This window comes from Rhodococcus sp. PAMC28707 (assembly GCF_004795915.1).
In the GTDB taxonomy this organism is placed as follows: Bacteria; Actinomycetota; Actinomycetes; order Mycobacteriales; family Mycobacteriaceae; genus Rhodococcoides.
Window position 1 is genome coordinate 3,216,771 of sequence record NZ_CP039253.1, and the last position, 24,640, is coordinate 3,241,410.

The 24,640-nt window shown below is 62.8% G+C and carries 28 protein-coding genes; 18 read left to right on the top strand and 10 right to left on the bottom strand.

Annotated features, from left to right (window positions below; all coding sequences use genetic code 11):
- Positions 1-9: 9 nt before the first annotated feature.
- Positions 10-732, top strand: a complete 723-nt coding sequence (locus E5720_RS14795) for a DUF1906 domain-containing protein (protein WP_136171273.1) — start codon at positions 10-12, stop codon at positions 730-732.
- Between the two features lie 63 nt (positions 733-795).
- Here the strand turns inward: E5720_RS14795 and E5720_RS14800 are convergent, their stop codons facing one another.
- The gene (locus E5720_RS14800) at positions 796-2,001 is read right to left on the bottom strand and encodes an MFS transporter (RefSeq protein WP_136171274.1); all 1,206 of its coding nucleotides are present in this window, start codon (positions 1,999-2,001) and stop codon (positions 796-798) included.
- A gap of 24 nt (positions 2,002-2,025) precedes the next feature.
- Entirely contained in the window at positions 2,026-2,838 is an 813-nt protein-coding gene (locus E5720_RS14805) for a hypothetical protein (protein ID WP_136171275.1), read from the bottom strand.
- Between the two features lie 361 nt (positions 2,839-3,199).
- Here E5720_RS14805 and E5720_RS14810 point away from each other — a divergent pair, with 361 nt between their 5' ends.
- Complete coding sequence (locus E5720_RS14810) at positions 3,200-4,426, top strand: mannosyltransferase (RefSeq protein WP_247595975.1); 1,227 nt, start codon at positions 3,200-3,202, stop codon at positions 4,424-4,426.
- Here the strand turns inward: E5720_RS14810 and E5720_RS14815 are convergent.
- On the bottom strand, positions 4,368-4,658 hold the full coding sequence (locus E5720_RS14815; protein ID WP_136171277.1) for a 4a-hydroxytetrahydrobiopterin dehydratase: 291 nt from the start codon (positions 4,656-4,658) through the stop codon (positions 4,368-4,370). The two genes, E5720_RS14810 and E5720_RS14815, sit on opposite strands and share 59 nt — an antisense overlap.
- 15 nt (positions 4,659-4,673) lie before the next feature.
- Here E5720_RS14815 and E5720_RS14820 point away from each other — a divergent pair, with 15 nt between their 5' ends.
- Positions 4,674-5,102, top strand: a complete 429-nt coding sequence (locus E5720_RS14820; protein ID WP_136171278.1) for an NUDIX domain-containing protein — start codon at positions 4,674-4,676, stop codon at positions 5,100-5,102.
- Here the strand turns inward: E5720_RS14820 and E5720_RS21710 are convergent.
- On the bottom strand, positions 5,095-5,271 hold the full coding sequence (locus E5720_RS21710; RefSeq protein WP_168708357.1) for a hypothetical protein: 177 nt from the start codon (positions 5,269-5,271) through the stop codon (positions 5,095-5,097). The genes E5720_RS14820 and E5720_RS21710 overlap by 8 nt on opposite strands.
- Positions 5,272-5,459: 188 nt before the next feature.
- Between E5720_RS21710 and typA the strand changes: the two genes are divergently transcribed.
- The 5 genes from typA (at position 5,460) to E5720_RS14840 (ending at position 10,771) form a co-directional block, all read left to right on the top strand.
- A complete protein-coding gene (gene typA / locus E5720_RS14825) occupies positions 5,460-7,397 on the top strand; it encodes a translational GTPase TypA (protein WP_136171279.1) in 1,938 nt (645 codons plus the stop codon).
- A gap of 93 nt (positions 7,398-7,490) precedes the next feature.
- A complete protein-coding gene (locus tag E5720_RS14830; protein ID WP_136171280.1) occupies positions 7,491-9,224 on the top strand; it encodes an ABC transporter family substrate-binding protein in 1,734 nt (577 codons plus the stop codon).
- Entirely contained in the window at positions 9,200-10,105 is a 906-nt protein-coding gene (gene mshB / locus E5720_RS14835; RefSeq protein WP_136171281.1) for an N-acetyl-1-D-myo-inositol-2-amino-2-deoxy-alpha-D-glucopyranoside deacetylase, read from the top strand. The genes E5720_RS14830 and mshB overlap by 25 nt, the downstream gene beginning before the upstream one ends.
- Positions 10,106-10,146: 41 nt before the next feature.
- Entirely contained in the window at positions 10,147-10,305 is a 159-nt protein-coding gene (locus E5720_RS21715) for a hypothetical protein (RefSeq protein ID WP_168708358.1), read from the top strand.
- Positions 10,306-10,333: 28 nt separating this feature from the next.
- A complete protein-coding gene (locus E5720_RS14840) occupies positions 10,334-10,771 on the top strand; it encodes a hypothetical protein (protein ID WP_136171282.1) in 438 nt (145 codons plus the stop codon).
- Here the strand turns inward: E5720_RS14840 and E5720_RS14845 are convergent.
- From E5720_RS14845 to E5720_RS14855, 3 genes are all read right to left on the bottom strand, one after another.
- Complete coding sequence (locus E5720_RS14845; protein ID WP_136171283.1) at positions 10,713-11,516, bottom strand: uracil-DNA glycosylase; 804 nt, start codon at positions 11,514-11,516, stop codon at positions 10,713-10,715. The genes E5720_RS14840 and E5720_RS14845 overlap by 59 nt on opposite strands.
- Positions 11,504-12,934: a PH domain-containing protein gene (locus tag E5720_RS14850; protein ID WP_136172718.1), complete on the bottom strand. Its 1,431-nt coding sequence runs from the start codon at positions 12,932-12,934 to the stop codon at positions 11,504-11,506. Before E5720_RS14850 ends, E5720_RS14845 begins: the two co-directional genes overlap by 13 nt.
- Before the next feature lie 62 nt (positions 12,935-12,996).
- Positions 12,997-13,485: a PH domain-containing protein gene (locus E5720_RS14855; protein WP_136171284.1), complete on the bottom strand. Its 489-nt coding sequence runs from the start codon at positions 13,483-13,485 to the stop codon at positions 12,997-12,999.
- On the opposite strand from E5720_RS14855, the gene E5720_RS22295 reads away from it, so the two are divergent.
- From E5720_RS22295 to E5720_RS14880, 6 genes are all read left to right on the top strand, one after another.
- Positions 13,484-13,618: a hypothetical protein gene (locus E5720_RS22295; RefSeq protein ID WP_281727909.1), complete on the top strand. Its 135-nt coding sequence runs from the start codon at positions 13,484-13,486 to the stop codon at positions 13,616-13,618. The genes E5720_RS14855 and E5720_RS22295 overlap by 2 nt on opposite strands.
- 2 nt (positions 13,619-13,620) lie before the next feature.
- Complete coding sequence (locus E5720_RS14860; protein WP_136172719.1) at positions 13,621-16,185, top strand: bifunctional FO biosynthesis protein CofGH; 2,565 nt, start codon at positions 13,621-13,623, stop codon at positions 16,183-16,185.
- 2 nt (positions 16,186-16,187) lie between these two features.
- A complete protein-coding gene (locus E5720_RS14865) occupies positions 16,188-16,937 on the top strand; it encodes a hypothetical protein (protein WP_136171285.1) in 750 nt (249 codons plus the stop codon).
- A 132-nt stretch (positions 16,938-17,069) separates the two neighbouring features.
- A complete protein-coding gene (fdxA, locus tag E5720_RS14870; protein ID WP_084346039.1) occupies positions 17,070-17,393 on the top strand; it encodes a ferredoxin in 324 nt (107 codons plus the stop codon).
- Between the two features lie 2 nt (positions 17,394-17,395).
- Positions 17,396-18,499 carry a succinyldiaminopimelate transaminase gene (gene dapC, locus E5720_RS14875; protein WP_136171286.1) on the top strand — a complete coding sequence of 368 codons (1,104 nt, stop codon included), beginning with the start codon at positions 17,396-17,398 and terminating at the stop codon, positions 18,497-18,499.
- 53 nt (positions 18,500-18,552) lie between these two features.
- The gene (locus E5720_RS14880) at positions 18,553-19,170 is read left to right on the top strand and encodes a LysE family translocator (RefSeq protein ID WP_136171287.1); all 618 of its coding nucleotides are present in this window, start codon (positions 18,553-18,555) and stop codon (positions 19,168-19,170) included.
- A gap of 34 nt (positions 19,171-19,204) precedes the next feature.
- Here E5720_RS14880 and E5720_RS14885 read toward each other — a convergent pair whose 3' ends face one another.
- Positions 19,205-19,600 carry a hypothetical protein gene (locus E5720_RS14885; RefSeq protein WP_136171288.1) on the bottom strand — a complete coding sequence of 132 codons (396 nt, stop codon included), beginning with the start codon at positions 19,598-19,600 and terminating at the stop codon, positions 19,205-19,207.
- A gap of 2 nt (positions 19,601-19,602) precedes the next feature.
- On the opposite strand from E5720_RS14885, the gene E5720_RS14890 reads away from it, so the two are divergent.
- On the top strand, positions 19,603-21,018 hold the full coding sequence (locus E5720_RS14890) for an acyl-CoA synthetase (protein WP_136171289.1): 1,416 nt from the start codon (positions 19,603-19,605) through the stop codon (positions 21,016-21,018).
- A 4-nt stretch (positions 21,019-21,022) separates the two neighbouring features.
- Here E5720_RS14890 and E5720_RS14895 read toward each other — a convergent pair whose 3' ends face one another.
- The gene (locus tag E5720_RS14895) at positions 21,023-21,661 is read right to left on the bottom strand and encodes a CHAP domain-containing protein (protein ID WP_136171290.1); all 639 of its coding nucleotides are present in this window, start codon (positions 21,659-21,661) and stop codon (positions 21,023-21,025) included.
- A 29-nt stretch (positions 21,662-21,690) separates the two neighbouring features.
- Between E5720_RS14895 and E5720_RS14900 the strand changes: the two genes are divergently transcribed.
- Positions 21,691-22,188, top strand: coding sequence for a DUF1810 domain-containing protein (locus E5720_RS14900; protein ID WP_348769834.1), 498 nt, complete (start codon positions 21,691-21,693; stop codon positions 22,186-22,188).
- Between the two features lie 11 nt (positions 22,189-22,199).
- Positions 22,200-22,652: a 6,7-dimethyl-8-ribityllumazine synthase gene (locus tag E5720_RS14905; RefSeq protein ID WP_136171291.1), complete on the top strand. Its 453-nt coding sequence runs from the start codon at positions 22,200-22,202 to the stop codon at positions 22,650-22,652.
- Here the strand turns inward: E5720_RS14905 and dapD are convergent.
- Positions 22,649-23,602 (bottom strand): 2,3,4,5-tetrahydropyridine-2,6-dicarboxylate N-succinyltransferase, encoded by a 954-nt coding sequence (gene dapD, locus E5720_RS14910; protein ID WP_088943400.1) that lies wholly within the window; start codon positions 23,600-23,602, stop codon positions 22,649-22,651. The two genes, E5720_RS14905 and dapD, sit on opposite strands and share 4 nt — an antisense overlap.
- Before the next feature lie 75 nt (positions 23,603-23,677).
- Between dapD and E5720_RS14915 the strand changes: the two genes are divergently transcribed.
- Positions 23,678-24,619, top strand: a complete 942-nt coding sequence (locus E5720_RS14915; protein WP_136171292.1) for an SMP-30/gluconolactonase/LRE family protein — start codon at positions 23,678-23,680, stop codon at positions 24,617-24,619.
- Positions 24,620-24,640: the final 21 nt, after the last annotated feature.

The window sequence follows — 24,640 nt, forward strand, 5'->3', positions numbered from 1 at the left end:
GGGCTTGAAGTGCACGTTTCACGACGCGAGTTGTTCAAATACGCGGCGGTGGGATCGGCTACTGCCGTCGGATTGGCAACATTGGGGGCCCGTACTGCAGCGCACGCCGACGGGTTGGGCACGCTTGTCGACTATTCGGGCGGGGTCCCCTCGCCGGAGGCGATCAAAGCGGCAGGTCACCACGGGGCTGTCCGCTATGTTTCCGATCGCAGACCCGGTGCCGAATGGATGCTCGGCAAGCCGATGAAGCGCGACGAGGCCGATGCGCTGACCGAAGCAGGATTGGAAGTGGTGTCCAACTATCAGTTCGGCAAGGGTGCAACGTCCGACTGGAGAGGCGGATACGCGGCCGGAGTCAAGCATGCGAACCGGGGTGTGGAACTGCATCGAGCCGCCGGTGGACCCCAGAACCGGCCCATCTACGCATCTATCGACGACAATCCCACCGCGGTCGAGTTCGCCACGATGATCGCGCCGTACATCCTCGGTTGGCAATCTGTCGTCGGAGCCGAGAACACCGGGATCTACGCCAATTCGCCGACCATCGAATTGGCGTCCATTGCTGGGCTCGGCCGGTGGTATTGGCAGCACAATTGGGGTACGCCGAAAGGCTTCCGGCACCCCGCCGCGCATCTACATCAAGTGCAGATCGACAAAGGCAAGGTCGACGGGATCAGCGTCGACATCAATGTAATTCTCAAGCCTGATTACGGCCAATGGTCCCTAGCCTGATTCTCGAAGGAAAGACGATATGAATCTCATCGATGTAATTTATACGATCGCCGGATATATCTATCAGTTCTTGTCGGATTCCTTCGCTTCTTGATTCCAGTCTTCATCGCGAGATTCGAGTACCAGTAGAAGGAATGCGATGGCCGCGAGCGCAGCAACTGCGCCTGAGAACACCACACCAGCTGTGACGAGGCCCCAGGCATTCGCGGCTGCTCCTGCTCCGATCACGGGCACCGAGATGGCGATGTAGAGAACGACGAAGAATGTCGACGTCACTTCGGCGCGCCGATCCACCGGCAGTTCTGCGGTCACCGTCGCCATCCCCTTGCTGAACGTCACTCCCTGTCCGACTCCACTCACCACGGCGCTCAGAATCAGCAGGGGCAGCGAAGCCGTCAGCAGTGAGATTGCGAGTACTACGACGCCGGCGAACAGTACGACGCATCCGGCCCGCAGCGCGAACGAGGTGTCCAGGGCGCGGAGCCCGATCTGAGCGGCTGCGGACGAGGCGAACAACAGGAAGACGACTGCGCCTGTCACAGCGTGGTCGTCGATGCCGAGGACGCTGTTCATGAAGCCGGGAGAGACGCCGGTGAACAGGCCCAGAACAGCGAATCCGGCGAAGCCGGCAATCGATGCGCGGAGAAACGTGCCGCGAATAGGCGCCGGAATCGACAGTCTCTGCAGGTGTGGTCTGGCTCCGCGTGCAACTTTCACCGTCTCGGGGGAGAGGTACACCGCGACCGCCGCCAGGATCAGCAAACCGATGTCGACGATGAAGGTCAGCTGCATCGGGTGCGGCAGATACTGAACCAGTACACCGGCTAGTAGGGGCCCGAGACCGAGTCCGCCGATATTCGCCGCCGTCGCAATCGCCGGTGCGTGTGCGCGCCACTTGTCCGGCACCAATTCCACCAGTGTCACCGTTGCAGTTCCGACGAATATGCCCGCCGATAATCCAGAGAGCACCCGTCCGATCAGCAGAGCGGTGAGCGATCCGGCGAAAATGAACACCAGCGCGCTGACTATGCCGAAGGCGATCCCGGCAAGCAGCATCGGGCGACGACCCAGTGAGTCCGACCAACGACCGAACGCCAGGAGTGCAGTGAGCACTCCCAGCGCATAGGCGGCAAAAACTATCGTGACGACGAAAACGGAGAATCCGAACTCGACCTGGTATAGCGAGTAGACCGGCGTCGGCATCGTGGTGCCGATCATCGCTACCGCGAATGCATAGGTAATCGCAACGAATGCGAGAGGTCTGCTCACGAGCAGACCCTACTCACACGATGATCAGGCTACGTAGAAGGTGCCGATCGTGGGAAGGAATCCGCAGGTCCGTGCCGGTGCAGCGGGATCTTCGACGGACTTGGTCGTGATGGAACCGGATGCGACAGCGAGGACGCGTCCCGGTCCGGTATCAGCAATACCGGAGATCGTGGCAGGGCCGCCCGGATTGATGGCCGACGCTCCGGTCAACTCCTGGGTCCCGGTTCGACGGTTGTCGAGATTGAGCCACGTCACGGTGAACGGTGACTCCTGCTGAGCAGCAAGAGGTGCTGTGCCGAGGGCAGTGAAGACGAAGCCGGCGTGGCCTGCAGCAGGTCCGGGAGGCGGAAGCGTCGCGGGGCCGGGTACGGCCAGCGCGGTGCCGATGGAATCTGCCGTGTCCGAGATGCAGCCTTTACCGATGGTCGGGTAGAGGAACTGGGCGATGATCGGCCCGTCGGACGGAGGCAGTTCGGGTCCGCCGCCACCGGATCCGTCGAGGAACGTGATGACCCTTGTGAGAGTGGCTTTCACCGTCTCAGGAATGGCGGGATTGTCCAGCAGTTGACGTGCCTGGGCGAGGAGATCGCCCTGCGGGCCCGCTGCGACGTCGGTCGGGCCTGCGGCGGCACCCATGATGGCGGGGGCGAACGATGCAAGTGCTTCGATCTGCGCGTAGTCCGGCAGTGGCTGGTCCGGAGAGGGGAGGAACATCGGAGGCAGCTCGGCTGCAGGCGGTGCTGGCTCTGCAGAAGCAAAGGTCGGCAGCGCGAGCGCAGCGGCGCATGCCACCGCCGCAACAGTGACGACTTTGCGTGTTACCCCGGTACGAAGCACTTGATTTTCCCCATCCTGATCGTAAAACGGGCCATGAAGCGGTTGTTGGCTCGAGGGGTCACTCTATGTATCCGACCCTTGCTTGTACAGCCGGTACTTTCGGGCGTTGTCCGACTCTGGACGCGCGCAACTCGGCATCGACCGCCTACGGACATTAGCGTGTTACAGAAGTGAATAGTGTGATTGGTGATGCAAATGTTATTTGTGAACATCCACGATGATCGTCCGCAAATTCAGTGAACCGCGTGCGCGAAGCCTGATCGGGTTCCCTATAAAAGGCACAATCAGGCTCCCTATAAGCTCGGCTGTCGATCTCGAACCGAGACGACGAACACCACCGAGCGGGAGCGAGAGACAACAGGTGAACCGACTGGTTCGATACGCCCCCTTCCTGCTCGCACTGTCGGTCCTGGCCCGACTCGCCTGGGCCTTGGCCACGCCCAACGGAATGAACCTCGTCGACCTGCACGTCTACGTGGATGGTTCGGCAGCATTGCTGAAAGACGACCTCTACAACTTCACCTACTCGGTGAAGACTCCCGACTTTCCTCTTCCGTTCACCTATCCGCCGTTCGCAGCGTTGGTCTTCTTTCCGTTGCACTATCTGCCGTTCACCGTTGTCGGGATCGCCTGGCAGTTGGCGACGATGGCAGCGATGTTCCTGCTCATCAAGCTCAGCCTCGGCCTGATGCTCGGCGACGACGTGGCGGGCACCTCCCGCTGGACCCGCATCGCCATGGCATGGACAGCGCTGGCCCTGTGGACCGAACCCGTGCGCACCACTCTCGACTACGGACAGGTAAACGTCTTCCTCGCCCTGGGCGCGGTCGTGGCGATCCGCAGTACACGTTGGTGGGTTGCAGGTGGACTCATCGGTTTCGTCGCCGGAATCAAGCTCACGCCGGCGATAACCGGGCTCTACTTCCTGGCCACGAAGCGTTGGAAGGCAGCGATCTTCTCGGCTGTCGCCTTCGCTGCCACCGTCGCGCTCAGCTACCTGGTTCTCGGCCATCAAGCAGGAACCTACTTCACCACTCTGCTCGGGGACGCCGATCGAATCGGGCCGGTCGGCTCGGTGTGGAACCAGTCGCTGCGCGGAGCGATGAGCCGGATCGCCGGACACGATATCGAATCCGGGCCGCTGTGGATGGGCGGCGTCCTCGTAGTCTCCGCTCTCGCGGTTGCCGCGTGGCGCTCGCTACGACGCGACGATCGACTCGGCATACTCCTCGTCGTTCAACTGTTGGGGCTGCTCATCTCGCCGATCTCGTGGTCACACCACTGGGTATGGGTGATGCCGCTGCTCGTGTGGCTCGTACACGGACCGGATCGCGAGGCTGTGTTCACGCGGATCGTGGCCGGATACTGGCTGGTGACCAGCGTCATCGGCATCCCCTGGATCCTCAGCTTCTTCCAGGAGTCGATCTGGCTCGTATCCCGCCCAGGGATACTCGCCTGGCTCGGAACCGTCGACGTACTCGGCGCACTCCTCGTTTACATCCTGGCGATCTACCTGAAAAGACGACGGGTCAATCTCGAATCAGCAGATTCTCGATCTCGCGAGCCAGATCCACGTCCTTCGACGTGAGTCCGCCTTCGGAGTGCGTGGACAGCGTGAAGGTCAACTTTCGCCATCGGATATCGATGTCGGGATGGTGCCCCGCAGCCTCGGCAGCAGTCGCCACCCGTGAAACGAACTGGATCGCCGCCGGAAACGTCGGCAACTCGACCGTTCGGGTGATCGAGGAGCCATCGAGACTCCACTCCGGCAGACTGCTCAGTGCATCGTCGATCTCGGCGTTGGACAGTAGTTCACTCATGGAAACGATCCTGACATGACCGACGCCGAAAAATCAGCTGGTTCCGTCCCTGACATCACCGCTCCTGCCGTCGTGGTGGCCGGTGCCATCGTCGCCGAGGGGCTACTCCTACTCGCTCAGCGAGCCCGTCCGCCGGAGCTCGCGGGCCTGTGGGAGCTGCCGGGAGGAAAGGTCGAACCCGGCGAAAGCGACGCTCAGGCGTTGATGCGTGAACTACACGAGGAACTTGGCGTCGACACTGCTGTCGGTGCACAGCTGGCCGGTGATGTCCCCATCGGAGCCGGGCGAATTCTGCGGGCCTATCGCGTCGAGCTGGTCGCGGGATCGCCTGCTCCACTTGATCATTCAAATCTGCGGTGGGTCGACGCCGTCGGCCTTCGTCGGATGGATCTGGTCGATGCGGACCGCGAATGGGTAACCGAACTTGCGCTGATGCTCAGGTAGAGCGGGCCTTTTTCAGGCCCTTCTTCAGGTCCTTGCCGGAGGCGCCCTGATCTTCGAGCTTCTTCATCCTCATGATCACCACGGGGCACTTGATGCAGCGCGTCTTCTTGCGGCAACATTTTTTCTTCGGCTTGAGACCCGACACCTTCTTGGCCTTGATCTTGCCCATGTGAACGTCTCCGAAAATCTCGCATTTCAAGGTGAACTTGTGGAAAAGGGTACTGCGTGTCGCAGGTCACCCTGGGGTAGCGGGTAAACTTGTTCAGTCGCGAGATTCTCGCGGTGCAGCGCGCTTCTCTAGCGTCATAAAGCCGCTAGCGAACAAGAGCCCGCATTCAACCCAGGAGAACCTTTCGCGTGAGCGCCCCAAGCAGTGCAGATAACATCGACAGCACCACCACTTTTCGCAACGTAGCCATCGTTGCACACGTCGACCATGGCAAGACCACGCTGGTCGACGCCATGCTCCGGCAGTCGGGAGCGTTCGAGGAACGCGCCGAAGCGATCGATCGCGTGATGGACTCGGGTGACCTCGAGAGGGAAAAGGGCATCACGATTCTGGCCAAGAACACGGCCGTTCACCGACGTAACCCCGACGGCACCATGACCGTCATCAACGTCATCGACACCCCCGGGCACGCCGACTTCGGTGGCGAGGTCGAACGCGGCCTGTCCATGGTCGACGGTGTAGTCCTTCTCGTCGATGCATCCGAGGGCCCGCTACCGCAGACCCGCTTCGTGCTGCGCAAGGCGCTCGCTGCGTCTTTGCCCGTCATCTTGGTCGTGAACAAGACCGATCGACCCGACGCACGAATCGAAGAGGTCGTCTCCGAGAGTCACGACCTGCTTCTCGACCTCGCTTCCGACCTCGACGACGAAGCCTCCGAGGCTGCTGAGCTCGCCCTCGACCTTCCTGTCCTCTACGCCTCCGGCCGTGAGGGCAAGGCATCGAAGGTTCAGCCCGAGAATGGCAACGCTCCCGATGCGGAGAACCTCGACGAACTGTTCGACGTCCTGCTCAGCTACGTTCCTGCTCCCAAGGGAAGCGTCGACGCACCTCTGCAGGCACACGTCACCAACCTCGATGCTTCCGCATTCTTGGGTCGCCTCGCTCTGGTTCGCATCCACAACGGCCAGCTCAGCAAGGGCCAGACCGTGAGCTGGATGCGTGAGATCGACGGCGAGCCCGTCGTCCAGAAGACGAAGATCACCGAGCTGCTCAACACCATCGGTGTCGAGCGCGTACCGGGTGAGAAGGGCGTTGCAGGTGACATCGTCGCCGTTGCAGGCTTCCCTGACATCATGATCGGTGACACCCTCGCCGACCTCGAGAATCCTGTCGCATTGCCGCGGATCACCGTCGACCAGCCGGCGATCTCGGTCACCATCGGCACCAACACGAGCCCGCTCGTCGGCCGCGTAAGCGGTCACAAGCTGACCTCGCGCATGGTCAAGAGCCGTCTCGATCAGGAACTCGTCGGTAACGTCTCGTTGAAGGTTCTCGACATCGGCCGTCCTGATGCCTGGGAGGTCCAGGGTCGTGGTGAGTTGGCCCTTGCCATCCTCGTCGAGCAGATGCGTCGTGAAGGCTTCGAGCTGACCGTCGGCAAGCCCCAGGTGGTCACCCGCTTGGTCGACGGCAAGGTCCACGAGCCGTTCGAAGAGCTGACGGTCGACTCCCCGGAGGAATACCTCGGCGGTGTCACTCAGTTGCTTGCCGCGCGCAAGGGCAAGATGGTGCAGATGACGAACCACGGCGCAGGCTGGGTTCGTATGGAGTTCATCGTTCCCTCGCGTGGCCTGATCGGTTTCCGCACCGACTTCCTCACCGACACGCGTGGCACCGGTATCGCCAACGCTGTCTTCCACGGTTACGGACCGTGGTCGGGGGAGATTCGTGCACGCCACACCGGGTCGCTCGTCTCGGACCGCGCCGGCAGCGTCACTCCGTTCGCCATGATTCAGTTGGCAGACCGAGGCACGTTCTTCGTCGAGCCCGGTGTCGATACCTACGAGGGCATGGTCGTTGGCATCAACCCGCGTCAGGAAGACCTCGATATCAACGTCACGCGTGAGAAGAAGCTAACCAACATGCGTCAGTCTTCGGCAGACGTCATGGAGACTCTGGCCAAGCCGAAGAAGATGGACCTGGAAATGGCCATGGAGTTCTGTGCCGTCGACGAGTGCGTCGAAGTGACCCCCGAGGTCGTTCGGGTCCGTAAGGTGCACCTCGATTCCAACGAGCGCGCTCGTGAGCGTTCGCGCAGCAAGTCGCGTGACAAGGCTGCTCTGTAAAGAGCGGTAGCTTTCGTATATCGCGCTGGACGCCCGTGTCTGCGCAGTCGGTCTCGACATGAGACTGCGCAGACACGGGCTACGACGAAGGAGATGCATTTGCGGCGAGCGCGCCCCCTGGGCATCGGAACCATCGCGTTGGTTCTGCCCACTCTGGTTCTCGCAGCATGCACCGCCAACCCGCCGCCTCCGGTCGAGAGCGAACCGACACCCGTCATCACGACGACGGAAGTTCCCGTCGAGACCGGAGATCCTGTCGTCGTCGCGATCGACGATGTCGGCATCGGGTTCAATCCGCACCTTTTGTCCGACCAGTCGCCTGCCAACTCAGCAGTGAGCGCGCTCGTCCTACCGAGTCCGTTTCGGCCGGCCACCGATCCATCGAATCCCGCAGTGACCGTGTGGGTCCAGGACCCTTCGCTGTTGTTGTCGGCGGAGGTGACGTCGCAGAATCCGTTCACGGTCACCTATCAGCTCCGCAACGAAGCTCAGTGGTCCGACAGTGCGCCGATCGCCGCCGAGGACTTCCGGTATCTCTGGCAACAAATGATCTCGAAACCCGGAGTCATCGACCCGGCGGGCTACGGCCTCATCGATAACGTTGCCTCCTCCGGTGGCGGCAAGAGCGTCGCCGTGACATTCGTCGAGCCGTATCCGAATTGGCGACGACTCTTCTCCGATTTGCTCCCGAGTCATCTCCTCAAAGACTCCCCCGGTGGATTCGAAACCGGTTTCGTCGACAACGTGCCGGTCTCGGGCGGTCAGTTCAGTGTCAAGTCGATCGACCGAGGACGCGACGAAATCCTTCTCGAACGCAACGATCGATTCTGGGACGAACCGGCGAAGCCTGACCGAATCCTGCTTCGTCGAGGCGGGACTTCTGCCCAGTTGGCCGACTCGCTTCGGTCGAAAGACGCTCAGGTAGCCCAGGTTCGGGCAAGTACCGCGACGAGGGCGCAGCTGGCGGCAATACCAGGGGTTCGCACCGACGTCAGATTTCAGCCACGCGTTCTCGATCTGACCCTCAACGGCCGAACCGCGCTGCTGTCGGATCCAAACGTGCGAGCGGGAATCTTCGGCCTTCTCGATCCGGCACTGCTGTCGACGGTTGCAGCAGGGACAGGGTCGGCCGATCACCCAGCGCGCGCTCAACTGTCGAGCCCCTCCGAACTTGGTTATGCCCCAAGTGCTCCCGCTCCGATCGATCGCCAGAGTGCGCTCGCACTACTCGCCGGAGCCGGATTCGTGCCAGGTCCGGACGGGGCGCTCGAAAAAGACGGAGTACCAGTCGAATTCGTCATCGGAGCAGTAGAGGATGATTCCACCTCGCTCGCCGTCGCAAACACTGTTGCCGACCAACTGGGAGGCGTGGGCATCGATGCATCGGTGACCCCGCTTCCACCCGAAGAGTTGTACAGCACGGCACTCGTAGACGGCGGGATCGACGCACTGGTCGGATGGACAAGTGTAGGAAACGATCCCGCGACCGTGATGGCGTCGAGATTCGGGTGCCCACCGGCTCCGGCCCCGACTCGGTCGGGTGTCACCGACGAGGCCAAGGCGCGTCCGCCGAGCAACCTCTCCGGTTTATGTGTGCCGGAGTTGCAGAATTCGGTGAATCTGGCTCTACGCGGCGAACTTCCGGCGGACCGGCTGATCGCCGAAGCAGAGCCGAAATTGTGGGCGTTGGCCGCGGTTCTCCCGATCATGCAGGATTCGTCCGTTGTCGCCGTCGGTACCGGTGTCGAAGGTGTGTCGTTGGCAGGACCGATCGAGGTAGGCATCTTCGGTGATGCTGCGCAGTGGATGAGGACCAAGACCAAGTGAGACTTCTTCTCGTTCATGCGCATCCGGACGACGAAACCATCACCACCGGTGGAACTATCGCGCATTACGCGGGAGCAGGTGTAGAGGTTACGGTCCTCACCTGTTCACTGGGCGAAGAAGGCGAAGTCATCGGTGACCGGTGGGCGGGCCTCGTCGCAGACCGAGCCGATCAGCTCGGTGGATACCGAATTCACGAATTGCACAGGGCGCTGGCAGCTCTCGGTGTCCAGAGTCCGACATTCCTGGGCGGCGCCGGACGGTGGCGTGACTCCGGCATGGCGGGTACCTCGGCGGCGCTCAATCCGCGGGCGTTCGTCAACGCCGACCGTGACGAGGCTCTGTCGGCAATACTTTCGGTCATCCGCACAGTCCGGCCCCATGTCGTCGTCGCCTATGACCCGGAGGGTGGGTACGGACACCCCGACCACCAGCAAGTGCATTCGCTGGTGACGGAGGCTGTCGATATCGCAGACAGTGACCGCTACCCGGATGTGGGCGCACCGTGGGCGCCGCAGAAGCTCTACTGGACCGTCACCGGCGAAGAACAGCTGGTGCGTGGACTGGACTCGATCGCGAACATTCCCGACGGCTGGCGGATGCCCGAGCCCGGTGAACTGCCGAGCGTGCCCGAGTCGACCATCACCACCTCGCTCGATGTCAGCGGCGTCCTCGACAACAAACGCGCTGCACTCGAGGCACACGCCACCCAGGTGACCGTCGCGCCTTCGGGCACCGAGTACGCATTGTCGAACAACATCGCGCAGCCCATCCTGGCCGAAGAGCAGTTCGTTCTCGTTCGAGGCGATCGGGGAGAGCTCGATGGGTCGGGTAGGGAAAGCGACCTGTTTGCCGGCGTCGTAGAATATGATCTGGATCACTAGATCTTCTTCAGTGCGGTCGGCCGAGCAGGGGAACACACAAGATGTACAACTGGGTCGTGCAGGACGCCATCGTCGCGTTCGTCAATTCGCTGATACCTGATTTCCCCCGTCAGGAGATGCTGTATCAGTCCGGTCTCACCGATCTCGCGTCCGCACTGAGCAACCTGCTGACCTCTTTGGGATACCCGCCGGTCTCCTGACCGCGGGGAGTACGCCAGTATTGGCTACATGATCTCGAAGGCCGCATCCAATGCTGTCGTCCTCGTGTCGAGGGCAACGCTTGCAGTACTGATTTTCGACGGCTTTCTCTGCGGCGTACTGTCCGTATTCTTCCTCCCGGCATACCTCGGGCCGGTGCCCTTTCCAGTCAGCGCACTGCTGGCTGGAATTGCCAACGTCATGCTCCTCTACGCCGCGCGAAAAGTAGCAGAACGACCCCTCGCCATCGCGTCGCCGCTGATCGCTTGGGGTGTCGCAGTGCTGGTCTGCATGTTCGGCGGCCCCGGCGGCGATGTGCTGTTGCTTTCCGATTGGCGGACGGCATTGTTGCTGGTGGCAGGTATCGCCCCGGCCGGAGTTCTGTTGTTCACCTGGAGGCTGACAGCGCTCACATCAGGCCCGCATGGGAGCCGGCCGCCCGCAGCACATCCTCGATCATCTTCGTAGTCAACCGCCCGGTGAACGTGTTCTGCTGGCTGACGTGATAGCTACCGAACAGCCGGATCGACCCCAGATCGACTTCGACGCCATGACCGAATTTCGGGCGTGGACGCGGAATATCCCAGCCGTTCGCTGCCAGCACAGGTAGTAGTGCCTGCCAACCGAATCCGCCGAGCACGATCACGGATTTCAGCGTCGGCTTCAGCAAGCTCAATTCGATGTCGAGCCACGTGCGGCAACGATCACGCTCGGTGACGGTCGGCTTGTTGTCCGGTGGAGCGCAATGAACCGGCGCAGTGATTCTGACCCCTCGCAACGTCAGGCCGTCGCCGATGTGTGTGGCCGTCGGCTGATTGGCAAGTCCAACGGCATGAAGTGCCGCATAGAGAAAGTCACCGCTGCGGTCCCCGGTGAACATGCGCCCGGTGCGGTTGCCTCCGTGTGCGGCGGGTGCGAGGCCGACGATCAGGACCGACGCATCCGCAGGACCGAACCCGGGAACCGCTCTGCCCCAGTAGGTTTCGTCCCGAAATGCGGCTCGTTTCTCGGTCGCGACCTTTTCCCTCCAGGCGACCAGCCTGGGGCAAGCTCGGCAGGCGCTGACGGCCAGGTCGAGTTCGGCGATGGTGGCAGGAGTGGAGCCCGCGGAATGACCGGGGGGATCAGGAGTGGAGCCCGCGGAATGACCGGGGGGATCAGGAGTGGAGCCCGCGGAATGACTATTGGGGCCAGGTGCGTTCAGTGAGCCCATGCGTCACCGGCTCCCGGGGTGACGGCGTCGATGAGGACCCAGGCCTGGTCTGCTGGAATGTCGAGAACTTCGTAGTGTCCGACGCCGGCTGGTGTGGCAGCGACGATTGTCGCTACACCGGCGCGTCGTTGAAAGAATGTCTGTCTGACCGTCCATCCGATGATCCCGGCGGCCTCGAGCGAGTGCCGGGTGCGGTCGAGGGATCCGTGACGGGTGATCAACCAGCCCGGCAACACTGCGTGGCCGAGGCCTCGGTATCGATCCCTTGCGACGAATACGGCTCCGAGCAGCACCAGCACCACGACGGCCCACGCGATTGTCGGGATCGGAGCACCGAGTGCTTCGGCGATACCGAGCGCGGCGGCCACAACGAGTACGGGGACTACTGCACGGGTGTATCTGCGACGTTCGGCGGCCGGTCCGTGCGGTGTCAGCGGTTTCTGCGCGTTCTCGTGCAGCCCTGCGTCACCGAGCACCACCGTCATCATGCGGAGCGCTTCGCGTGCGGGTGCTTGCGGTAACAGCAGTGATGATTCTTTCTTCTCCGCGCTGACCCCCGTCATGATCGCGTCGAGCTTCGCGCCCTTGGCGATCCGCAGCAGCAGAGGTTCGGACAGTGAGGTGCCGCGAAGGCGTTTCCGGTCGAGCGTCGTCGAGCGAGTCTTGAGGAGTCCGTGGTTGACGTGGAGGCGGGCGCCGTCGTCGGTGACGGTCAGATTGCCGTACGCGATCAGGTAACGCGCGCATGCGAAGAGGCTGGCGACGACCAGCAGAACCAGCAGTCCGACGACGATCACCAGGGCGATACCGAAACGCTCCGCGGAGTCGATACTGCTGGAGACGAGGGAAGAATTTGCCACGCGCTCACCGAACCCGTATTGAAAGAGCACCCCGACCGCCGCCGCGATGGCCACGACGCCGGTGAACGAGAACGGTGCATATCGGACCCACTCGGTCTTCCAATGCGCAATCTCGGTTGCCGCGGGCGGCGCCTTCCTGAGTGCATCGGGGCCCCGCTCGGCTCGCTGCAACAGCTGTTCGCGCAACGCGGGGACAACCCTCGAATCGAGCGCGTTCAATTCGAATTTCTCACCCTTGCCTGCCTGCTGGCCGGTGCCGATCCGCAAAATCGACAGACCGAGAAGCCGGTGCATGACGCCCGCTTCGACATCGACCGAGCGAATTCGGCTGCGCGGCACGGACAGTAGCTTCTTCTGAAACACCCCTGTACGCAGTTGCACATGCACCGGGCCGATCCGATAGCTGGTGGTGAACCAGCGCAGTAACGCGAACAGCACCACCAGGGTCACGATGATCAACCCCCACAGATGATTACCGCTCCGACTGCCGATCACGAAAGACACGAACAGCACCGGTAGAACCTTGACCGCCTCGTTGACCGGATGAACCAACAGCATCCGCTTGTCCAGGCGCAGCCACGGTTGCTGCTCCTCAGCGACCAGAAGTTCGGTGTCGGTGCTCACGTCGCGTCACCCAACGTTCTACCCGCGATCTCGGTGAGCTGAGCGACAGTACGATCGGCCACCTCCTTGTCCAAAGCCGTGATCTTGACCGCCCCCGCCGAGGACGCAGTGGTGACGGTGACCGTGGACAAACCCAGCATGCGGTCGATCGGCCCACGCTCGGTATCGACCGTCTGCACCCGCGAAATCGGTGCGATGCGTCGTTCCTGGTCGAACCAGCCGGTCAGCGTGTACACCGCCGTGTCACTGATCTCCCAACGATGCACGCGATACCGCCACACCGGGACGACAACGATATGGACAGCTGCGAACACGACCGACGCGGCGAACACCGCCACATGGGGCCACGTCGTCCACTTGCCGTCGATCAAGGCCCAGACGAGCTGGGCGATGAACAGCGGAACCCACATCAACGACGCATTGATGGCCCACAATTGCCGCGCACGCGGACTCGGACGCCACGCTGGATCGGTCATTGTGATCATGCCCCAATCTATTCTGGTCGTTCCGCAGGCTCCACTCCTGCCTGGTCTGGTCGTTCCGCAGGCTCCACTCCTGCCCCGCCAGACCACCGCCGGTGGCACGCCGACCCGTCGGTGGCGCATGATCGACGGGTGACCATGCTGCCTGATCCTGTAACCGCCGCTGCTCCCGAACCAGAAAAGGTCCCCGCCCCCTCCGCAATGCGTCGCGTTCTACGGCGCGCCCGCGACGGGGTATCGCTCAACGTCGACGAAGCCACGGTGCTGCTGCACGCACGCGGTGACGACCTGGTTGACCTCTGCACTTCGGCGTCGCGGGTGCGGGATGCAGGTCTCGAGTCCGCGGGCCGCCCCAAAACGGTCTCGTATTCGCGCAAGGTGTTCATCCCGATTACTCGCCTGTGCCGCGACAAATGCCATTACTGCACGTTCGTGACGGTGCCGGGGAAGTTGCGCGCCGAGGGCCACGGACTGTTCATGGATCCCGACGAGATCATCGAGGTTGCGCGCAAAGGTGCGGAACTGGGATGCAAAGAAGCACTGTTCACCCTAGGAGACCGGCCGGAAGATCGCTGGCCCGAGGCCAAAGAGTGGCTCGATTCCCGGGGTTACGACTCCACGTTGGACTACGTCCGAGCCATGTCGATTCGAGTTCTCGAAGAAACCGGATTGCTTCCCCATCTCAATCCTGGAGTCATGAGCTGGCAGGAACTCTCTCGCCTCAAGCCCGTCGCGCCGTCGATGGGAATGATGCTCGAGACGACCTCTCGCCGACTGTTCGAGGAAAAGGGTCAGGCTCACTACGGCAGCCCGGACAAAGATCCCGAGGTTCGGCTACGAACTCTGACCGATGCAGGACGCCTCAACATCCCGTTCACCACCGGCATCCTCGTCGGAATCGGGGAAACAATCCGCGATCGCGCCGAGTCGATCATGGCTATTCGTAAGGTGCACAAGGCCTTCGGCCATGTGCAAGAAATCATCGTGCAAAACTTCCTTGCCAAGAACGACACCGTGATGCGAGATATGCCTGACGCAGGCATGGAGGAATTCCTCGCAACCATCGCGGTCACGCGGGTGCTGCTCGGGCCGTCGATGCGTATTCAAGCGCCGCCGAATCTCGTCGCGGTCGAAGAGACCGCTGCGTTGCTCGGCGCGGGCGTCGACGACTGGGGTGGCGTCTCTCCGCTGACTCCGGATCACGTGAACCCGGAACGGCCGTGGCCGAATCTCGACACCTTGGCTGAGCTGTCCGAGGCCGCCGGATACACGCTGACCGAGCGCACAGCAGCGCAACCGCAGTACGTTCTCGCGGGCGCGCCATGGATCGATCCGCGGATCTCCGCGCACGTGAACGCACTGGCAGATCCGAAGACCGGCATGGCGCGTGACGGCGTCCTCCCGACTGGGCTTCCGTGGCAGGAGCCGGACGAGGAGTGGGTGTCCTCGGGCCGAGTGGATCTCAACACCGAGATCGACACCGAGGGGCGTAACAGCGAAACCCGCAGCGACCTGGACAACGCATTCGGGGATTGGGAGTCCATCCGAGAACAAGTGCGCGATCTGGCCGGCCTCGAACGCGTAGACAGGGACCTGGTGGCCGCGCTCCGAGCGGCCGAAAAGGATCCCGCAGGTCTGTCCGATGAGCAGTACCTGGCGCTCGCGACGGCCGAGGGGACCGGCATGGACGCCGTCGCGGCCCTCGCCGACGACCTACGTAGGCAGGTCAACGGCGAGACCGTCACCTACGTCGTCAACCGGAACATCAACTTCACCAACATCTGCTACACTGGCTGCCGGTTCTGTGCTTTCGCGCAACGCAAGGGCGACGCGGATGCGTTCACGCTGTCCACGGCGGAAGTGGCGGACCGCGCCTGGGAGGCGCACGCTCTCGGTGCAACCGAGGTCTGCATGCAGGGCGGTATCGACCCGGAACTGCCGGTCACCGGCTACGCGGACCTGGTGCGCGCAGTGAAAGCGCGGGTGCCGTCGATGCACGTCCATGCGTTCTCTCCGATGGAGATCGTGAACGGGGCTTCGAGAGGTGGACAGTCGATTCGCGATTGGCTCGTCGAACTTCGCGCCGCGGGACTGGACACCATTCCCGGTACCGCAGCCGAAATCCTCGACGACGAGGTCCGCTGGGTGTTGACGAAGGGCAAGTTGCCTGCCGCGGAGTGGATCGAAGTTGTCACCACCGCCCACGAAATAGGCCTGCGATCGAGCTCGACGATGATGTACGGCCATGTCGACAATCCGTCGCACTGGGTCGGTCATCTGAACGTGCTCAAGGGAATCCAGGACAAGACAGGCGGATTCACCGAATTCGTGCCACTGCCGTTCGTGCACCAGTCCTCGCCGCTGTATCTAGCCGGAGCATCGCGTCCCGGCCCGACGAACCGTGACAATCGCGCAGTGCATGCATTGGCGCGGATCATGCTGCACGGACGTATCGACAGCATCCAGACGTCGTGGGTCAAGCTCGGCATCACCGGCACTCAGGCGATGCTCAACGGGGGCGCGAACGACCTCGGCGGCACGTTGATGGAAGAGACCATCTCGCGGATGGCGGGGAGCCAGAACGGATCGGAGAAGACCGTCGCCGAGCTCCACGAGATTGCCAATGGGATCGGTCGTCCTGCCCGTGAACGCACCACGACGTACGGTCTCGTCGACAAGTTCCCCGCGGTCGGACTCGTCTGAGCATGGACGATCGCACAGTCGTCACAGCCCTCGATCGGGCCGTGGCCATCATCGACCCTGTTCTCGACATTCTCGCCGAACGTGATCCGGTAGGCCTGAAGGCGAGAACGTTTCGAAAACCGACCGCCGAGGACACCGCCATCGACACCGTGCTCGACACGTTGGCGAAGACTCTGAACGCCACCGACTTCCCCGGGACCGCAGCATGGCTCGAGCTCGATGCGCCAGCTCGTTCACAGTGGTGGGTCGCGCGGATCGGCGCCCTCAACACTGTGGCTGTCGCATTCCCCAGTGTCTTCGGTGTACTGGTCAACAGGCTGCCGTTGCAGGATCTGCTCGGCTTCGCGAACCAGGCGATGGTTCTCGTTGCCGTCGCCAGAGAGAACGGCGTGACGGACCGGTCGGCGCACGTGAGCATGCTCGCGTCCGTGCTGTGCGGCCGTGAAGTCGACCTCGACGTCTCCGAGCCCGATTCGTCGCCGGCACCGACGCGTGAATGCGGGCCGTTCGCGCTACTGCATGCGATGTGGGACGTCGCAAGAGTGCTCAAGGACGTCTCGGGCGAGTTGGCCAAGCGACCGCACAGTCGTGGCATCTACCGTGTGCTATCGGTGATTCCGCTGGTCGGAGGCGTGGCTAGCTACTTCGGGGAGCGTGGTGCGCTGTCCCGTGCTGCAAAGCAGGGGATTGGTTGGGTTCAGGCGAACGCCGAAAAACCGAGCCACGTAGGCTCGGGGGGGCTTCTCGGATGATCCGAGTGCCACAGTGAGGACACCCTGCGCTGATTGTCGTAATTCTGCGGCGCGATACTAGGATTCTCAGGGCACTGCAAGCAATGAACAACGCTTTCAGTGCCGATTACTGGAAAGGGAGGGAGACCAGCAGTGACGTACACGATTGCGGAACCGTGCGTGGATGTACTCGACAAGGCATGCATCGAAGAATGCCCGGTGGACTGCATTTACGAAGGTGGCCGCATGCTGTACATCCACCCCGACGAGTGCGTCGACTGTGGTGCATGCGAACCGGTCTGCCCCGTCGAGGCGATCTTCTACGAGGACGATGTCCCGGAGCAGTGGAGTGGCTACGTGAGCGCGAACGTCGATTTCTTCGACGATCTAGGTTCACCTGGTGGGGCCGCGAAGCTCGGCAAGACCGATTTCGACCCACCGTTCATCAAGGCACTGCCTCCCATGGGTGAGAGCTGACATTGGCACGTATCTCCGTCGCGTCCGGCCTGCCGAACTTCCCCTGGGACTCACTGACTGCCGCGAAGGACAAGGCACAGTCGCACCCGGACGGGATCGTGGATCTGTCGGTAGGCACGCCCGTCGACCCGGTTGCACCGATCATTCGTGCAGCGCTGGCATCGGTATCCGACATCCCCGGTTACCCGACGACCGTCGGCACGCTTGCCTTACGTGAAGCAGCAGTTGCTGCGCTGGCGCGGCGGTACGGCGTAACGGGGATCGGTGTCGACGCCGTTCTGCCTGCTATCGGCACCAAGGAAATGATCGCCTGGTTACCGAGCCTTCTCGGTCTCGGTAACAGCGACCTCGTGGTCATCCCCGAACTGGCTTACCCGACTTACGAAGTCGGAGCTCTCCTTGCGGGTACACGCATCATTCGTGCCGACGGCTTGAATCGACTCGGGCCCGAGCGCGCATCGCTCGTGTTCGTGAACTCTCCTGCGAACCCGAGCGGCAAGGTGCTCGGCCTGGAGCACCTCCGCAAAGTAGTCTCGTGGGCCCGTGAGCGCGACGCCGTGGTCGTCTCCGACGAGTGCTACCTCGGCCTGACGTGGGAAGGTGAAGCACTCTCGATCCTCGACCCCCGTGTCAGCGACGGCGACCATACGAATCTCCTTGCCGTGCACTCACTTTCCAAGACATCCAATCTCGCGAGCTATCGTGCCGGCTTCGTCGTAGGCGACCAGAAATTGGTAACCGAACTGCTCGAAGTCCGCAAACACGCAGGAATGATCATGCCGTTGCCGATTCAAGCTGCGATGACTGCGGCACTGTCCGACGACGAGCACGAGAACATCCAGCGCGAGCGCTACCGTGCCCGGCGCACCACACTGCTCTCCGCCGTCAGGGCAGCCGGCTTCGAAGTAGACCACTCCGAAGCCGGGCTGTATCTCTGGGCCAGCCGTGGGGAACCCTGCCGGGACACCATCGACTGGCTCGCCGAGCGCGGCATCCTTGCCGCACCGGGTGAGTTCTACGGTCCCCGCGGATCCCAGCACGTCCGTATCGCGCTGACCGCCACCGACGAACGAATCCGCACTGCAGCGGAGCGTTTGACGGCCTAGTCTCGCGCGTATCCAGTTGCGCGTGGTCTGGCCTGGGTGTTTCCATTCAGTCCATGACCGTCAGTGTGCTGCTCAGCTTTGCAGGTGTGTGTTTTCTGCTGGCGATTCTTCCTGGACCGGATTCGTTCCTCGTGCTTCGATACAGCATCGGAGGGCAGCGACCCGGAATGGCAGCGGCCATGGGCGTTGCACTCGGTGGCTTGTTCTGGGCAGTTTTGGTTGCCGTCGGACTTGCAGCCATCGTCGAGCAGTCTGCGACCGTGTACCGAACAATCAAGATCCTCGGTGGCCTGTACCTGCTGTACCTCGGGGTACGTGCGTTCGCGGCGCGCAGGAAGACGAAGGTCGACGGGGAACCGATGGTGCCGGTCGTGGCCTCGGCTCGCTCCGCGTTCGGCGCCGGTGTCCTCTCGTGCGTGCTCAATCCCAAAGTCGGGCTGTTCTATCTCGCTGTCGTTCCCCAGTTCCTGACCGTCGTCACGTTCGCCGGAGCCATGACTCTCGGGGCCGTGGAGGTGGTGGTCGCCGCACTGGTCATGGGCTTCTTCTCGGTCGTCGCCGCGCGTGCCGTCGTGCTGCTGCGGCGACCCAAGGTGACCGACTGGCTCGATCGCATCAGCGCTGGAATCCTCGCCGCCCTCGGCATCGGCACAGTCGCGTCCTCGGTGTAGGGCACAGGTGACGTGATCGAACCCGATTCGAGGGTCAGGCGATGTCCCAACCACCCCGCCTGATGCGGAGGATGTAGACCAGTTCATTACTACCGAAAGCCTCGACCGTGGTGAACCGCTTGGACGCAGCGTTGACCGACGGATTGCGTGCATGCGCTTCCTCGTAGATCTGTGCCGCGCGCAAGTCGGCGAGTTCCACGCGTGTCCAGAAGTCATCGGACTGCACCGAATAGACCAGCCGAGGAGCGCCGTCGCTGATGTGCGCGACCTCGATGTCGTCCTCGTTGTCCAGGTCGTCGTCCAGATCTTCCTCGTCAGCGATTTCCTGGTCGGCATCGGTTCCGATCAAATAGACCCCGGGCTGCAGGTCTCCGGCGGGCACCGTCATGTACTCGGCGTAGTCACCGGTGTCGATTCCGTCGGCATCCATGTATGTACGGTAACCATGTGCTGCTCCGATCATTGAATCCACTCGCCGTCGCTCGCGGACACGATATTGCCGACGCTGTGACGATCGGCGGTGTCTCCCTCTCCCGCGGCGACATTCTCGGCGCCGCGACATCGGTCGCCGAGCGGATCTCGCGGGCGGAACGCCTGGCAGTTCTGGCGACTCCCAGCGTCAAGACGGTGCTTGCCGTAGTCGGTGCGCTGATTGCAGGTGTGACGGTGGTGCCGATCCCGCCCGATGCCGGGCATGCCGAACGCGAACACATGCTGCGGGACTCCGGTGCGCAGGCATGGCTGGGTGAGGCGCCCGAGGACACGGCGGGCCTCGAGGTCCTGCCGGTTCGTCAGCACGCAAGGTCCTGGCACAGCTACCCGGATCCACACCCGTCGTCCATCGCTTTCATTCTCTACACCTCCGGCACGACCGGCCCGCCGAAAGGCGTCCTGTTGTCGAGGGAAGCGATCGCGGCCGGCATCGACGCGGTAGCGCAGGCGTGGAACTGGACATCCCGGGACATCGTGGTGCACGGACTTCCGCTGTTCCATGTCCACGGACTGCTCCTCGGAGTACTGGGCCCGCTGCGCGTCGGAAGTCCGCTCGTACACACCGGTAAGCCGACTCCCGAGTTGTATGCCGCAGCCAAAGGGACGCTGTATTTCGGTGTCCCGACGGTGTGGTCCCGCATCGCTGCCGACGAGGCGTCCGCAAGAGCACTCGCACACGCCCGTCTGCTCGTCTCCGGTAGCGCGCCTCTGCCCGTGCCGGTGTTCGAGAAACTGAACGAACTCACCGGCCAGGCGCCCATCGAGCGTTACGGCATGAGCGAAACACTGATCACCATCAGCACCCGCTCCGACGGAGAACGTAGGCCCGGGTCCGTGGGACTGCCGGTGGATGGCGTCGAAACACGAATCGTGAGCGAGGTGGGGGAGGCGCTGCCACACGACGGCGAGTCGATCGGAGCGCTGCAGGTGCGCGGTCCAATGCTGTTCGCCGGCTACCTGAACAACCCGGAGGCGACGGCGAAGGTCTTCACCGAGGACGGGTGGTTCGACACCGGCGACGTGGCGGTCATCGGTCCGGACGGATTCCACCGCATCGTCGGACGCGCATCCACCGACCTGATCAAGACCGGTGGCTATCGCGTCGGTGCCGGTGAGATCGAGACCGTTCTGCTGGGGGACCCGAGCGTCGACGAGGTCGCCGTCGTGGGGCTTCCGGACGACGACCTCGGTCAGCGCATCGTCGCATTCGTCGTCGGCACCGGCGTCGAACCGTCGGCTCTGATCGATCTCGTCGCGAACGAACTCTCGATTCACAAGCGGCCGAGGGAAATTCGCGTCGTGGATTCACTGCCACGCAACGCGATGGGCAAGGTTCAGAAAAAGCAGCTCGGCTGAGCGGCTATTCGACGAGGCGCCCGAATCCGACGACGGCCGAATCGCCGGATACGTCGACGGTATGTACGCGGATCTTTCCGAGTTCGTTGCCACCCACCGTGGTGGCAGTGTTTCCGTCGATCGCGACGACGATGTTGGTGTGCTGACCTATCCAACTGCTGTTGTCGTAGAGTACGACGTCCCCGACCGACGGGATATATCCCTTCGGTTCGAATCTGCCCTCGTCTTGGTAGTACTCGGTCAGCGTGTACACACCGGGGATCCGCCAGCTACCGGAATTCGGATTGCTCAGTGGCTGTCCTGCCTCACGCATGATCCAGCTGACGAAGTTTGCGCACCACGCTTCTTCTACACCATCGGAGTAGAAGGTTCCCGGGTTCTGTCGGCTGTGTTCGGTGCGGAGAAGTTCGACCACCTCGGCCTGCTCCGAAGACAGTGCCGCAGCGTCGACATCGGGGAATGCCGTGGTGTCCCACGGTAAGTATCTACTCGGCGCCAACCACAACACGCCCGCTGCCAACAACACGGTGGCGGCAAGAACTCCGGCGACCCATCCCAACTTTCGACGGCTCGTGCGCGCGGCCGGTGAGGTACTAGCCGATTGCGCGCGCACGGGCGCGGTGTCGACCCCGTCGTTGCCCATCTGCGGAGTGTATCGGCCTGACGAGTTAAATGAGTGTGCAGGCAGAGCTGCTACTGTCGGCCCCGCGACGAAGCTGTTTCGGCCAAAAATTCTTCGGAAGGCTCTTGATGGAATACGACCTACAGCGATTCGTCGACGCGCAGGATCCGGTGTGGGACACCGTCCGCGCCGAACTGAAGGTCGGCCGCAAACGCACCCATTGGATGTGGTTCGTTTTTCCGCAACTCGCTGGGCTAGGACGGAGTGCGACGGCTCAGCATTTCGGAATCGCAGACCGCGTGGAAGCGCAGATGTACCTCTCCCACGAAGTGCTGGGACCTCGACTGCGCAAGGCCGCCGCGATGGTGGCGAAGATCGCCGACGGGACCGCCGCTGAAATCCTCGGATATCCGGACGATCTGAAGCTGCAGTCGTCGATGACCTTGTTCGCCGAAGTCGACCCTGGTATTCCGATTTTCGGCGAGGTGTTGGATAAGTACTACGACGGTAAGCCGGACGAGCGAACTATCGATCTGCTCGACGACTAACATCATCTTTCATGACGAACGAGCAACTCGGATCCATCGCTTTCATCCAAGCGACGTGGCACAGTGAGATAGTCGACCGGGCGCGCCAGGGATTCGTTTCCGAGTTGGCGGCGCAGGGTTATCCGGAAGCGTCGGTAGTCCAGTTCGCGGTCCCAGGCGCATTCGAGATTCCATTGCACGCCCAGCGTCTGGCGCGTACGGGTAAATATTCGGCAATCGTTGCTGCCGCGCTTGTCGTCGACGGCGGAATCTATCGGCACGAATTCGTCGAATCAGCGGTCATCGACGGCCTGATGCGAGTCCAGCTGGATACCGACGTACCCGTGTTCTCCGTAGTGCTGACGCCCCACCACTTCCACGAGCACGCCGATCACTCGGCGTTCTTCACCGCACATCTGGAGCGCAAGGGAGTCGAGGCGGCACGCGCAGTGGTGGCCACCCTCGACTCCCTTCGATCCATCTAGTCGTTGGCGTGCAGTGCGGCGTTCAGTTCGACGCCGGTGCCCTTCCACGGCACGACCTCGACGGCACCGGATACCGAATTTCGACGGAACAACAGATTGCTGTTTCCGTTGAGCGTCGCAGCCTTCACAACGGTGCCGTCCGGTCCGGTCACCTTGGTTCCCGCGGTGATGTAGAGGCCCGCCTCGACGACGCAGTCGTCGCCGAGGGAAATGCCGAGTCCGGAGTTGGCACCGAGCAGACAACGCTCGCCGACCGAGATGACGTTCTTGCCGCCGCCGGACAGTGTGCCCATGATCGACGCGCCACCGCCGACGTCGGAGCCGTCACCGACGACGACTCCGGCCGAGATTCGGCCTTCGACCATCGAGTTACCGAGCGTGCCCGCGTTGAAGTTGACGAATCCCTCGTGCATGACCGTCGTTCCGCTCGCCAGATACGCGCCCAGGCGGACACGATCGGCGTCGGCGATCCGGACGCCGGACGGCGCGACGTAGTCGACGAGACGGGGAAACTTGTCGATGCTGAGGACCGTGACGTGGCCGCGTGCACGGAGGCGAGTGCGGACTGTCTCGAAACCGTCGACTGCTGCCGGTCCGAAGTTGGTCCATACGACGTTGGCAAGAAAGCCGAACTGGCCGTCCAGGCTGAGCCCGTGCGGCTGAACGAGACGATGCGAAAGCAAATGCAGGCGCAGGTAGACGTCGTGCGCGTCGATCGGTGCGTCGTCGAGCGAGGCGATGGTCGTTCGGACGGCGACGACGTCGACTCCGCGAGCCTCGTCCGGGCCGACGAGGGCGGCGAACTCGGCGGGGATGTCCGACCCCTCGAGCCGCGTGGTGCCGACGGGCCCGTTACCGCCCAGTTCGGGGCTGGGGTACCAGGTGTCGAGGACGACTCCGCTGGTGGTGATGTTGGCAATGCCTATTGCTGATGCTCCCTGTGCGCTCACAGGTACCGAGGATACGGCGTGTGTCGTCGAAGGTAGAAGCGTGAGGGCGGCGGGCGTGCGTGCTAAACATGATTCATGACTTTGGGGGCACAATTCCGACGGTGGGGCACGGTTGCTGTATCGGCTGTATTGATGGCAGGTGGAACAGCGATCCTGCAGGCGCCGACGGCGTCCGCGGCGCCTGAGTGTGCTGCGGTGAGCGCACCGCCGGTGAAGGTCGCCCAGATCGACGGGGCGGCTCTCGAAGGCCTGGCGGTCGACGGGCAAGGCAGGCTCTACACAACCGACATCGTCACTGGCCGGGTCTACCGGATCGATGCGCCGGGCCAGGCTGCATACCCCATCGCGACGGTGCCCAGCGGCGGCGGTGGCGCTCTCGCCTGGATGCCGGACGGCACCTTGCTCGTCGGGTACGGCGCCGACCCCCGCGTGTTCGTCGGTGATCTCGTCAAGGCTGCGGGCATCGTTCGGCTGAACATCGATACGCTCGAACTCAGCCCATTTGCGTCGGGATTGAGTGCTGCCAACGGGCTCGCGGTCGCCGGCGATGGGACTGTGTATGCGACAAATGACTTCGGTGGTCTCATCGGGCAAGTTCGCCCCGACGGATCGGTGAATTCCGAGTGGGCAAGGTTCCCCAGCGCAAACGGCGCCGTGCTCGATCCTGGGGGTGAGTACCTGTATGTGTCTCGGACGTTCGTGAACTCCGGCGTGAGCAGAATCCCTGTCGCCGATCCATCGAGGCCGGAGAGCATTCTCGACTTCTCCGGTGTCGATGCGTTGAGCGCACCGGACGGTCTGACACTCGATTCCGCAGGCCGCCCCGTCGTCCCGCTCAACGCTCGCGGGCAAGTAGTTCGCATCGATGCACCCGGGCAGTACTGCGTCCTCGGCAGTGGCATTCCGTTGTCGAGTGTTCTGATCTACGGCCGTGGCGAACAGGGTTTCTCTGCTGGAAAGCTGTTCCGGGCAGGATTCGATGGCGCGGTGTACGAGATCCCCGGAGGCGCACTTTAGAGGCGGGAGTGGCGGGAGTTG

Bases quoted from the DNA above. Each gene is read 5' to 3' on its own strand.
- E5720_RS14885 (WP_136171288.1), bottom strand. From the start codon at position 19,600: ATGGATGCCGACGGAATCGACACCGGTGACTACGCCGAGTACATGACG.
- E5720_RS14830 (WP_136171280.1), top strand. From the start codon at position 7,491: ATGCATTTGCGGCGAGCGCGCCCCCTGGGCATCGGAACCATCGCGTTG.
- E5720_RS14890 (WP_136171289.1), top strand. From the start codon at position 19,603: ATGTACGGTAACCATGTGCTGCTCCGATCATTGAATCCACTCGCCGTC.
- E5720_RS14905 (WP_136171291.1), top strand. From the start codon at position 22,200: ATGACGAACGAGCAACTCGGATCCATCGCTTTCATCCAAGCGACGTGG.
- E5720_RS14860 (WP_136172719.1), top strand. From the start codon at position 13,621: ATGCTGCCTGATCCTGTAACCGCCGCTGCTCCCGAACCAGAAAAGGTC.
- E5720_RS14865 (WP_136171285.1), top strand. From the start codon at position 16,188: ATGGACGATCGCACAGTCGTCACAGCCCTCGATCGGGCCGTGGCCATC.
- E5720_RS14820 (WP_136171278.1), top strand. From the start codon at position 4,674: ATGACCGACGCCGAAAAATCAGCTGGTTCCGTCCCTGACATCACCGCT.
- E5720_RS14845 (WP_136171283.1), bottom strand. From the start codon at position 11,516: ATGGGCTCACTGAACGCACCTGGCCCCAATAGTCATTCCGCGGGCTCC.
- E5720_RS14880 (WP_136171287.1), top strand. From the start codon at position 18,553: ATGACCGTCAGTGTGCTGCTCAGCTTTGCAGGTGTGTGTTTTCTGCTG.
- E5720_RS14900 (WP_348769834.1), top strand. From the start codon at position 21,691: ATGAGTGTGCAGGCAGAGCTGCTACTGTCGGCCCCGCGACGAAGCTGT.
- E5720_RS14915 (WP_136171292.1), top strand. From the start codon at position 23,678: ATGACTTTGGGGGCACAATTCCGACGGTGGGGCACGGTTGCTGTATCG.
- E5720_RS14895 (WP_136171290.1), bottom strand. From the start codon at position 21,661: ATGGGCAACGACGGGGTCGACACCGCGCCCGTGCGCGCGCAATCGGCT.
- E5720_RS14855 (WP_136171284.1), bottom strand. From the start codon at position 13,485: ATGATCACAATGACCGATCCAGCGTGGCGTCCGAGTCCGCGTGCGCGG.
- E5720_RS14840 (WP_136171282.1), top strand. From the start codon at position 10,334: ATGATCTCGAAGGCCGCATCCAATGCTGTCGTCCTCGTGTCGAGGGCA.
- E5720_RS21710 (WP_168708357.1), bottom strand. From the start codon at position 5,271: ATGGGCAAGATCAAGGCCAAGAAGGTGTCGGGTCTCAAGCCGAAGAAA.
- E5720_RS14815 (WP_136171277.1), bottom strand. From the start codon at position 4,658: ATGAGTGAACTACTGTCCAACGCCGAGATCGACGATGCACTGAGCAGT.
- E5720_RS22295 (WP_281727909.1), top strand. From the start codon at position 13,484: ATGCCCCAATCTATTCTGGTCGTTCCGCAGGCTCCACTCCTGCCTGGT.
- E5720_RS14850 (WP_136172718.1), bottom strand. From the start codon at position 12,934: ATGCTGTTGGTTCATCCGGTCAACGAGGCGGTCAAGGTTCTACCGGTG.
- E5720_RS21715 (WP_168708358.1), top strand. From the start codon at position 10,147: ATGTACAACTGGGTCGTGCAGGACGCCATCGTCGCGTTCGTCAATTCG.